The sequence below is a fragment of the Alteromonas sp. AO-Serp genome (genome assembly GCF_017849675.1).
GTDB classification, from domain to species: Bacteria; Pseudomonadota; Gammaproteobacteria; order Enterobacterales; family Alteromonadaceae; genus Alteromonas; species Alteromonas macleodii.
Genome location: NZ_JAFLMX010000215.1, coordinates 20,058 through 30,111, shown reverse-complemented (window position 1 = coordinate 30,111; position 10,054 = coordinate 20,058). Strand labels below are relative to the sequence as shown.

The following is a 10,054-nucleotide window of genomic DNA, read 5'->3' as shown; positions in this document are numbered from 1 at the left end:
TTGAAGAAACGGCATCATTGAGATGCCGTTTTTTTTACCTAAATTTTACGCGTATATTTGAGGTTAGGTTGATATGCTCATTGTGTTGAAGTAAACACGATTGACCTATGACCCAATTTAAACACGGTTTCTATACACTCTTTATTATGGCTGTGGCTATTTTAGGGTGTTTAGCACTTAGTAACTGGTTACTGCCGCTTGGCGGTATTCTGCTCATTCTACAGCTCGCGTGTGCCATTGTGGCGTTAACGACCTCAAGGTTTTACGGCTTGCTTGCAGGGGTAGCCGGAGCACTGAGCTTTAATTATTTTTTCACCGAGCCTTTGCACTCATTTCAAATTGCAGAAGTTGAAGACAGCATAAATTTTGTCGTTTTCATCATTGTAGCCATCCTCATTAGCGAGCTTGCTGTCTACGTCAATTCTCAACAACATGCACTACAGGTTGTTAAAACACAATCTAGTGTCCTTCGATCTGTGTCCCACGATTTGCGTACGCCGCTCTCTACCATTATCGGTTCTGTTGAAACCTATATGACATATCAAGACAAGCTTGATGACATTGAGAGACAGGCACTGTTAAAAGGGGTTCACGATGAAGGTAAACGCCTTTATGTTTACGTTGAGAACCTGCTTCAAGCCACACGAATTGAGCATAACGCGTTAGCGCTAAATTTAACCCATGTAAACCTGACTGCCTTTTTAGCTAACCTTGAAAGTCGTATTAACAGTGGTCGACTAAAAGTGATCAACAACAGTGACAGTCGCGGTATAACTGTGTCTGAATCACTGTTTGAACAAGCTTTATTTAACGTAATTGATAATGCCCTTAAATTCAGCGATGACAGTGTATTGCTGATGGTTAGCCACTCTGATGGAGAGTTTAAGTTTCAAATAGCCGATAAAGGCGAAGGGATCAGCGATGAACAGCTACAAGCGCCAATACAGCTTTTTCAAACCAGTCGTCGCAGCGATAGTGGAAAAGGCGGCATTGGCTTAGGACTAAGCGTAGCAGCAGGCATAGTTCACGCCCATAGTGGTGCTATCAAGCTGTCGAATACCACACCAGGCCTTCTCGTCAGTATTACAATTCCAAAAAGGGATTAGCGCAATGAGCCACACCATTCTACTTGTTGAAGATGATGCGAATATTCGTCAGATGCTGAGCATTGCGCTAGGTGCAGAAGGCTACCTTTGTGTTGAAGCTGCTTCGGTTCGAGAAGCTTTGTCATTGTTTAATCAGCACCGTCCTGACCTTGTCATACTCGATTTAGGGTTACCTGATGGTGAGGGGAGTGAAGTACTTAAACGCATAAGAGAATCTAGTCGCCTGCCAGTGCTCGTGTTGTCTGCAAGAGATCAGGAGTTAGACAAAGTCGACCTGTTGTCCCGGGGTGCCAATGACTATGTCAGCAAGCCTTTTGGGATCAGAGAGCTTGTCACCCGGGTGAAAGTACTGCTTAGAGACTTCAATCCTGTGGTTGAGCCCACAACGCCCACACGACAGATTGGCAAGATAGCATTGGATATTACCGAGCGACGGCTGCTCGTTGAAGGCGAAGTTATCGCGCTCGCCCCAAAAGAAGTTCAGCTTCTTGACGAGCTTACAAAACAGCCTGGGGCGTTTGTTAGTCAGCAAGAATTGTTAAGAAGAATATGGGGTCTGCATCACAGTGAAGATACCCACTACATCCGCGTTCTTGTAAGACAGCTAAGAAAGAAGATAGATCCGTTCGAGAAAGATTTAATAGAGACAATGCCTAAACAAGGCTACCGAATAGCGGTTGATAAACCGGAGGCTAATTAATGTCGCACTTTAGTGTAATTGGGCTTGGCAAGTTTGGCTTAACGGCCAGTTTAGAGTTAATTCATATGGGACACACCGTTACAGGAATTGACCAAAGTGAAAAGCTGGTTGAACAGTATGCAGGTGAGTTTACACAGTGCGTTGTGTGTGATGCCAGTGATGAGCGTGCACTCAAGGAATTAAACTTGTGTCAGAGCGAAGCCGTGCTTGTTGCTATTGGCGAGGATATGCAAGCTAGCTTACTGTGTACGTTGGCACTAAAAAACTTGGGCGTAGCCAATATTTGGGTGAAAGCTAATAGCTCTGCTCACCACGCTATTTTATCCAAGCTGGGTGTGTCGAAAATTATTCATCCTGAAGAAGAGATGGGAGCAAGGGTGGCGCAAGCGCTTAACTACCCAATGGTGAATGACTACTTGGGTATAGGGCACGGCGTTTATATCGTTGATGTCATTTTGTCTGATCACTTTTCTTCACAGCGCTTAAAAGACGTGCTGTCCGTCGGTAAGGGGCAAGTCTCTTGTTTGTTAGTTAAGCGAGGTCACCAGCTACATCATAATCCATCGTTAGACTTTGAAGTTACTTCGAAAGATACCGTTATCCTCTGCGGCCATAGAGAGAACCTTGTTAAAATAGCGCCTAGGCTAGCACAATGAACAGATGGGATCCTAGCTACAGACCGATAGAGCGCTCGCCTAAAGGTATTAATAAAATTCAGGTAGGGCCGCCTCTTATTCTCTCTCTAAGCTTTGTGGCGGTGATTTTCTTAGGCACCGTTATCCTAAAATTACCAATGATGACTCATGAGCCCATCTCGTGGATCCAAAGCCTATTTACTTCCACATCGGCGGTGACAGTAACGGGTCTTGTGGTAGTCGATACCGGATCTGTTTTTACAACTGCTGGACAAGCGGTGATTGCGGTTTTAATTCAGCTGGGGGGCCTAGGGCTGATGACGTTTGCCATCGTCACGCTCATTGCCTTAGGAAGTAAAATCAGTTTCTTGCAGCAATCGGCAGTGAAGGAGGCGTTTAATCAAACAGATTTATCAACGCTTGTGTCTACAGCAAAGTCGGTACTGATTTTTGCCTTCTTCGTTGAGTTAGTGGGTTTTTGTATTCTGTCGGCCTACTGGATGCAGGAAAAAGGAGTAAGTGAAGCGTTATTTCACGCGTTTTTTTACACCATCTCTGCGTTCAACAACGCAGGATTTGCACTTAGTGGGGATAGTCTTTCCGCCTATGTGGGAGACCCGATTATCAACATCACTATTTCTGCATTATTTATTATTGGTGGTCTCGGGTTTTCCGTTTGGATAGAGCTTCATAAAAAGCGCAGATGGCAACGCATCTCTGTGTATGCCAAGACAATGATATTGGGTACGCTAATTGTCAATGTAACCGCCTTTTTGCTTATCTTTGTTATTGAAAGTGATAATCCTGCAACCTTGGCGAACCTCGATACTCAAAGCGCATTATGGGCATCTTGGTTTCAAGCCGTTACTCCAAGAACAGCCGGCTTTAATACGCTGGATATAGCATCGTTAGAAGATCCAACAACAGCACTAATGTTGTTGCTAATGTTTATCGGCGGGGGCTCAATGAGTACCGCAAGCGGTATAAAACTGATGACTTTCATCGTTTTGATCATTGCCGCATACAACTATATTCAGCGGGGAGCTGCACCACGACTCTTTGGCAGAACAATTTCAAATGACACTATCAGCAAAGCGCTAGCGCTTACGATGATTTCCATAGGTATTACGTGGATAGCTATTTTTCTTTTATTAATGTCAGAAAAAGCTGACTTTTTGGATATCGTGTTCGAAGCGGTTTCTGCTCTTGGGACCGTGGGTCTTTCCAGAGGGTTAACTGGCGAACTGTCAAACAGTGGTGAGTGGATCATTATCTTACTGATGTACGCGGGTAGATTAGGGCCTTTGACATTGGCTTATTTTATTGCCAGCCCTCGAATAAGCCGCATTAAATACCCAGAAGCTAAACTAGCAATTGGTTAACCTGCAAAAATAGCGGCTCGTTCATCTTCACTTAAAATACCGACGAAGATGGTTTCTCTTCTTAAGTTGGCTGTACGCTCGTCGTCAGCCAAAAGAAGCGCCTTAAATACGTCTGGTTGATGGCGAGCCTCAATTATTCCTTTCCAAAGAAGGTAGCTTCCATAGCGCATCATTTTGTTGTGATAACGGGTTTCTAATGTTTTTTCGACTTCTTCGAATAGCTCTGGTTGCAACATCAGTTTGTCGGCAATGGCATTATGTATTTTTTTGATACGTTCGTTTACGTCACTTTGACGTTGCTTTCTGGGTCTTGCTAACATAAATCTTAGTGTGGTTAGAGTTTACTCATTTTGCCATTAGGGGACGCTGAGTCCCCGTGTGATTGCTAGTCGTCATTTAATAGCGGTTCTACAACAGACTCTAAGCCGTTTAGCTTAATTTCATACATTAAAGCGAGCTGTTCACCAAGCTTGTTTTCTGGAAAGCCTTGCTTGTGAAACCAGACCAAATAGGGTTCAGGTAAATGAAATAGGCGTCTTCCAGCGTATTTGCCAAAGGGCATCACTTGGTTAATAGCGGCTTTAATAAGCGTTGGGTCCATTTACTGATTACCTTTTGTCTTGGGATTTTCGTTGAGGTCTTCATCTTCACGTTGTTGTGCTTGCCATAGTGCTGCGTATTCACCACCTTGCTCAAGCAAATAAGTGTGTGTCCCTTCCTCTACAATGGTACCGTTTTTAAGTACAAGGATCTTGTCGGCATCAACAATTGTGGACAGTCTATGGGCGATGACTAAGCTGGTGTGTCCTTTAGCAGCGTCGCGAAGGGCCGCTAATATCGCACGTTCTGACGTGCTGTCTAACGAGCTGGTGGCTTCATCAAAAATCATGATTGGCGCGCCTTTAAGTAAGGCCCTTGCGATAGAAACGCGCTGCTTTTCGCCACCAGAAAGTTTTAGGCCTCGCTCACCTACCGTTGTGTCTAGCTTTTCAGGTAGGCTTTCTACAAATGCTTCAAGATGCGCGAGTTTGATAACTTGCTTAATGTCTTCATCGCTGGCGTCAGGGTTACCGTAGCGAATATTCTCTAGCAAGGTAGTGTTAAACAGCACCGTATCCTGAGGGACAATGCCGATATGTGAACGCAGACTTTGTTGCGTAACCGATGCGATGTCTTTTCCATTTATCGTGATGTCGCCCTGTTGAGGCTCATAAAACCGAAAGAGTAGTTTCATCAGCGTTGATTTTCCTGCGCCGCTTTCACCCACTACCGCTACTTTTGAGCCTGGCGGTACATCAAAGCTTAAGCCGTTAAGTATTTGTCGATTCTCAGTGTATGCAAAATGCACATTGTTAAATCGCAGTGCAGGGTTCGCACAGGTTAATTCTGTAGCGTCGTGGGCATCTTTTATGGCCGGCGTTTGGGCGAGAAGGTCAAACAACTTATCGATATTCGCAAGGCTCCCTCGAATTTCACGGTACACAAACCCCAAGAAATTTAAGGGCATAAAAATTTGCATGGTGAAGGCGTTTATCAATACAAAGTCACCTATGGTCATTTCGCCATTCATGACGCCAAAGGCGGCGTTTGCCATCATAGATGTCATGGCGATAGCGATAATGGCAGCTTGACCGCCATTCAATGCAAATAGCGACAAGCGGTTTTTTCTTCGTGCCTTTTCCCATGCAGCTAAATCCGTGTCGTAGCGATTGGCTTCAAAGGATTCGTTGTTAAAATATTTAACGGTTTCAAAATTTAGCAGGCTGTCTACCGCCCGGGAATTGGTGGTCGAGTCAGCTTCATTCATCTGAGTAACAAAGCGAGTGCGCCAATCCGTGGCTTTCATCGAAAAGCCAATGTAAGCCACCACGCTAACTACAATAATTAACGCGAAAGATACGCCAAACTGAAACAAGAGTAAGCCTACAACAAGAGTGATCTCTAACAGGGTAGGAACAATATTAAACACCATAAAACGCATGAGGAAGCTTACGCCGTTGGTACCGCGCTCTATATCTCGTGACAATCCGCCTGTGCGTCGATTTAAATGAAAGCCCAAGTCTAAGTTGTGCAAATGTTTAAAGACTTTTAGGCCAAGGCGGCGCATGGCACGCTCTGTAACCCGACCAAATAGCGTGTCTCGTACTTCGCCGAGCAAAACATTCAGTAAACGCAGTGTTCCGTAGGCAACGATAAGGCTGATAGGTACCGCTAATGCAAGCGTGGTTAGGTCGCCATTTAAGCTATCGACAGTGTATTTCAATACATAGGGTAGGCCGATACTGGCAAGTTTTGCTGCTACTAGGCACAGTAGAGCAAGAAATACACGGTGCTTGAACTCTAGGAGATAAGGCCAAAGCTGTGAGAGAACGTGCCATTTAACAGGTTCGTCGACATTGGTAGGAAAACGGTTTTTTCTCATTTTATAGTGTGCTTTATTATTGTGTTTACAGTGTTAGGAACGCGCTGATTCAAAAAATCGCTTTTCGTAAACGTTGTAATAGATATTGAGCTAACCTGCTCGTGTAGGGCGATTTTCGCTTTTTGAAGTACGTTTTGAAATAGGCTAGAGATTAAAATGGTCTTAATTATAGCGATGAATGTGTTTAATTTTGGTTTCACCGCGCGTACACTAGAGGTAGTTTAATTTAGTTACCTTGTTATTTACTCAATGTTTTACTGGCTTATGTTAGATTGAGAAAGCCGTGAATTGAATGACTAAGCAGCACAGGATTAAGGAGTTAGTTTGTTAGAAGATAGTTTCGGTAGACAGTTTCATTATTTACGTTTGTCAGTGACCGAAGCGTGCAACTTTCGTTGTCAGTACTGTTTGCCAGACGGATATGAAGGCCCGACGAGCGATCAGTTTATGACGCTAAACGAAATTGATACCTTGCTCAAAGCGTTCGCTAAGCTAGGTACGTCGAAAGTGCGCCTAACAGGCGGCGAACCAACGCTGCGAAGAGACTTTCTTGATATTTTACAGCTAACAAGTAATACGCCTGGTATCGAACGTGTAGCGATGACAACACATGGAGCGCGAATGGAAAAGTTTGCGCATCAGTGGAAAGAAGCAGGGTTACACCAAGTAAATGTAAGTATTGACAGTTTAGATCCCCGTCAGTTTGCCGCTATAACAGGACAAGACAAGCTTAAAGCTGTACTTCGAGGGTTAGACGCAGCGATTGATGCCGGCTTAGACGTGAAAGTGAACTCTGTCTTACTCAACGATTTTTCAGATAGCCGTCTTCATAGGTTTCTTGCTTGGCTAAAAGATATGCCAGTAACGCTCCGGTTTATAGAGCTAATGGAGACAGGCAACTTAAATCAGTTTTTCAATAAGCAACATCAAAGTGGTACGCCGCTAAAAAGTACGTTGTTAGACATGGGCTGGCAGCCTTTGTTGCGTAGAAAAGATGCGGGGCCAGCGCAAGAGTTTTACCACCCTGACTATGCCGGTAAAATTGGCTTAATCATGCCTTACAGCAAAGATTTTTGTAAAACTTGTAATCGACTACGTGTTTCTGCCCCAGGAAAGCTTCACCTATGCTTGTTTAGTGAAAATGGGATAGACATGAGACATCTTCTTGCCACTGGAAATGTGGATGAAGTGGTCGCTTTTTTACAAGATGTGCTGGGTCAAAAACACGAAACACACTATTTGCATGAAGGTAAAACAGGGGCAACCAAGCACCTTGCCATGCTGGGAGGCTAGTTAATTGGCTCTACGTTAAAGGAAAATGTAGGGCAAAATAAATACATCGAATAAGTTTGGTTTGTTGTAAAAATGAGCTATATTCAGCGGTGTAAGTATATTAAAAATAATAACGATAAAGGAAGTATATGCATATCAAGGACAGTGCGCGTCTCTCCTACCACTATATAACCGATAAAGACGCCGATTTTTTATGGGTGCTCGACCAAGACGAGCTCGTCATGAAGTATATCAATGGTGGTAAAAAATCCTCTAAAGAAGACATTCGCGATATTTTTGTTCCTCGCTTCCAAGCTTATTCCAACCCTGCTTTGGGGTGGGGGCTCTGGCGCGTGGAAACGCTAGTCGAAAAGGAAAGCATTGGTTGGATTTTAGTTCGTCCCTTTGGCTTTTTCACACAACACCCCGAAAGTGACAATATGGAACTAGGGTGGCGTTTTAAGCGCCATACGTGGGGGCAAGGCTATGCAACAGAAGCCGCACAAGCTGTGAAAGAAGCGCTGTATGATATAGGTGTTGAAAAATTCTCTGCTATTGCTAACCCGCAAAATAGTGCGTCTATCAATATTATGAAAAAGCTAGGAATGACGTTTAGTCACGAGCTCGAGTATAAAGACAAACTCTATCATGAGACAGTAGTCGTCTATTCTAATTAAGTATGCGGATTGGTATAAGAAGGGCGAGGGGAATGACTGACGTTATCATTCGCTCTTTAGAATGCTTTTCACGTTCTCGTAGCGAGAATACTGGTCTTCTGACAAAGCTGCCGACTCGAGTGTTTCTCTACATTTTTTGATGGCCGAAAGGGTGTCGGGAAGCATAGGCGCGTTAGCTTTTCGGGCCCTTACTATTGCTTGAAGGTAGTTAAGCGCAATAGAGGGATTTTTAGGCATGACGCGGAACGCTTGAGCAAATGTTGTGTAAGACTGCTCTAAATTACCCCGTTTATACTGTGCAACGGCGGTGTTGTTAAGTATTTTAGGGCTTAGCGTAATCGCTTCTTTTTCTTCTTTCTCTTGTTTTAAATAGGTGGCCATGAGGTTTAATTCATCGTTCTCCTCATCCTGCCTTGAGGAAATGGCGTCTAAAATCGCAAGGGACTCTTTCTTCATTCCTACTTCATGAAGGGCTTTGGCTCTATCAAGCAAGGCTTCTGTGGAGTGGTGTTGGGCATGATCAGTGTGAAAATCTGACAACAGCATTTGTGCTTTCACTGTGTCGTCTTTCAAATAATGAAGACGCGCGTCAATCACCGTCAGCTCATCGTTTAAGGCTGCTTTCGGGTGAGCCTTTTTCAACTGTCGCAAATACTCATTAGTTTGTTTAACTATGCTGTTTACGTGTTCGGGCTCAGATGTCATAGCAAAATCAACACCCGCTCTTGCGGCAGTTAAATAAATATCTGGCTTGTCATGGATAGAGTCTTTCGCGTAGCGGACCACCTTTTTAGCGCTGTTAAACTGACTTTCGTAATCATGGGTGATCCGCGCTAAATTTATCGCTAACTTATGTCTAGCAATGTTTTGAGGGGAGATATTGCACGCCAGCGATGTACACTCCAGCGCTTCGTCAAAAGCTAACTGCTTAATTTGCAGTTTGGCGAGTAAATCATAGGCCTCAAGCGCAGAGTCAGGTCGCATTGCTAACTGGATAACTTCTCTTTCGGCATCGTCCAATTCATTGAGCGCCAACAGACTCTTCGCGATCCCCATTTTAGCCCAGCTAAAATCTTGAACGTTAATTATCGATTCAAAGAAGGCTACGGCTTCTTGAAACCTTTCTGTGATAATCAACAAATCGCCTTTAATCTTCATCGCTAGCGGAAAGTGTTCGGCTTGCTCAGGCTGCAATAAGAAGAACTCAACCTCGGCCAGGGCTTTTTCGTAGTCCTTTTTATCCATGAATGAATAGATATTCTTTAGTGCTTTTTTCCTTGATAAAACTCTGGAAAGTCGCCTGTCTAACTCGTTAACCGAAAAAGGCTTAGCGATAAACTCATCCGGCTGTAACTCTATGATGGCGTGTACGACTTCTGCTGAGGTATCTGCACTGGTGAAGATGAATGCGCTTGTGAGGGGTAGTGATTGAGTTTCGTTTAGTTGCTCAAGTAAAAAATAACCGCCTTGTTCAGAGCGCAAATTATAAGAGCAGATAATGGCGTCATAATCATGTTCTTGCAGTGCCGAAAGGGCATGAGAGGGCCTATCAACATAGTTCATGTTCTTGAAACCTAACTGCTCAAGTGCGTAGTGCATATGGCTTTTCGCCAGCACCTGGTCTTCAGCAATTAACAACTTAGTATTTCTAGCTAAGTGTAGTTTCATCAATTAGTAGCCTCTGAAACATGAGAACCCTTATTTTTCTTACCATATCACGGTAAGTACACCTTAAGTATAGTTCTTTATGGAGACTATCGCATAATGGAAGCTGCTCGTAGCTGAATTTCAGTACTGGTTATTGATAATGATTGCTGGATTTGGTGTAGGAGTAGCCAAAATGCTTTAACGTGACAACGA

Annotated in this window: 10 protein-coding genes; 6 read left to right on the top strand and 4 right to left on the bottom strand. The window is 43.9% G+C overall.

Annotated elements, in window-relative coordinates; all coding sequences use genetic code 11:
- Positions 1 to 107 precede the first annotated feature (107 nt).
- From QVA83_RS14625 to QVA83_RS14610, 4 genes are read left to right on the top strand one after another with little or no spacing between them, the layout of a single operon-like run.
- Positions 108 to 1,106, top strand: a complete 999-nt coding sequence (locus QVA83_RS14625; protein ID WP_156078139.1) for a sensor histidine kinase — start codon at positions 108 to 110, stop codon at positions 1,104 to 1,106.
- A 4-nt stretch (positions 1,107 to 1,110) separates the two neighbouring features.
- On the top strand, positions 1,111 to 1,806 hold the full coding sequence (locus QVA83_RS14620) for a response regulator transcription factor (protein ID WP_075176251.1): 696 nt from the start codon (positions 1,111 to 1,113) through the stop codon (positions 1,804 to 1,806).
- Positions 1,806 to 2,462, top strand: coding sequence for a potassium channel family protein (locus QVA83_RS14615; protein ID WP_014948916.1), 657 nt, complete (start codon positions 1,806 to 1,808; stop codon positions 2,460 to 2,462). The genes QVA83_RS14620 and QVA83_RS14615 overlap by 1 nt, the downstream gene beginning before the upstream one ends.
- The gene (locus QVA83_RS14610) at positions 2,459 to 3,823 is read left to right on the top strand and encodes a TrkH family potassium uptake protein (protein WP_156078140.1); all 1,365 of its coding nucleotides are present in this window, start codon (positions 2,459 to 2,461) and stop codon (positions 3,821 to 3,823) included. Before QVA83_RS14615 ends, QVA83_RS14610 begins: the two co-directional genes overlap by 4 nt.
- On the opposite strand, the gene QVA83_RS14605 is transcribed toward QVA83_RS14610, so the two are convergent.
- The 3 genes from QVA83_RS14605 to QVA83_RS14595 all read right to left on the bottom strand — a co-directional run bounded on the left by QVA83_RS14605 (position 3,820) and on the right by QVA83_RS14595 (position 6,245).
- Entirely contained in the window at positions 3,820 to 4,143 is a 324-nt protein-coding gene (locus QVA83_RS14605; protein ID WP_156078141.1) for a hypothetical protein, read from the bottom strand. The two genes, QVA83_RS14610 and QVA83_RS14605, sit on opposite strands and share 4 nt — an antisense overlap.
- Before the next feature lie 65 nt (positions 4,144 to 4,208).
- Complete coding sequence (locus tag QVA83_RS14600) at positions 4,209 to 4,424, bottom strand: DUF3820 family protein (RefSeq protein ID WP_014948919.1); 216 nt, start codon at positions 4,422 to 4,424, stop codon at positions 4,209 to 4,211.
- A complete protein-coding gene (locus QVA83_RS14595; RefSeq protein WP_101563945.1) occupies positions 4,425 to 6,245 on the bottom strand; it encodes an ABCB family ABC transporter ATP-binding protein/permease in 1,821 nt (606 codons plus the stop codon).
- Between the two features lie 324 nt (positions 6,246 to 6,569).
- On the opposite strand from QVA83_RS14595, the gene moaA reads away from it, so the two are divergent.
- Together moaA and QVA83_RS14585 are read left to right on the top strand one after the other, a co-directional pair.
- Positions 6,570 to 7,538, top strand: a complete 969-nt coding sequence (gene moaA, locus QVA83_RS14590; RefSeq protein ID WP_156078142.1) for a GTP 3',8-cyclase MoaA — start codon at positions 6,570 to 6,572, stop codon at positions 7,536 to 7,538.
- A gap of 128 nt (positions 7,539 to 7,666) precedes the next feature.
- On the top strand, positions 7,667 to 8,194 hold the full coding sequence (locus QVA83_RS14585) for a GNAT family N-acetyltransferase (RefSeq protein ID WP_156078143.1): 528 nt from the start codon (positions 7,667 to 7,669) through the stop codon (positions 8,192 to 8,194).
- A 45-nt stretch (positions 8,195 to 8,239) separates the two neighbouring features.
- On the opposite strand, the gene QVA83_RS14580 is transcribed toward QVA83_RS14585, so the two are convergent.
- Positions 8,240 to 9,862 carry a response regulator gene (locus QVA83_RS14580; protein ID WP_101563950.1) on the bottom strand — a complete coding sequence of 541 codons (1,623 nt, stop codon included), beginning with the start codon at positions 9,860 to 9,862 and terminating at the stop codon, positions 8,240 to 8,242.
- Between the last annotated feature and the right edge of the window lie 192 nt (positions 9,863 to 10,054).

Bases quoted from the DNA above. Each gene is read 5' to 3' on its own strand.
- QVA83_RS14625 (WP_156078139.1), top strand. From the start codon at position 108: ATGACCCAATTTAAACACGGTTTCTATACACTCTTTATTATGGCTGTG.
- QVA83_RS14620 (WP_075176251.1), top strand. From the start codon at position 1,111: ATGAGCCACACCATTCTACTTGTTGAAGATGATGCGAATATTCGTCAG.
- QVA83_RS14615 (WP_014948916.1), top strand. From the start codon at position 1,806: ATGTCGCACTTTAGTGTAATTGGGCTTGGCAAGTTTGGCTTAACGGCC.
- QVA83_RS14610 (WP_156078140.1), top strand. From the start codon at position 2,459: ATGAACAGATGGGATCCTAGCTACAGACCGATAGAGCGCTCGCCTAAA.
- QVA83_RS14605 (WP_156078141.1), bottom strand. From the start codon at position 4,143: ATGTTAGCAAGACCCAGAAAGCAACGTCAAAGTGACGTAAACGAACGT.
- QVA83_RS14600 (WP_014948919.1), bottom strand. From the start codon at position 4,424: ATGGACCCAACGCTTATTAAAGCCGCTATTAACCAAGTGATGCCCTTT.
- QVA83_RS14595 (WP_101563945.1), bottom strand. From the start codon at position 6,245: ATGAGAAAAAACCGTTTTCCTACCAATGTCGACGAACCTGTTAAATGG.
- QVA83_RS14585 (WP_156078143.1), top strand. From the start codon at position 7,667: ATGCATATCAAGGACAGTGCGCGTCTCTCCTACCACTATATAACCGAT.
- QVA83_RS14580 (WP_101563950.1), bottom strand. From the start codon at position 9,862: ATGAAACTACACTTAGCTAGAAATACTAAGTTGTTAATTGCTGAAGAC.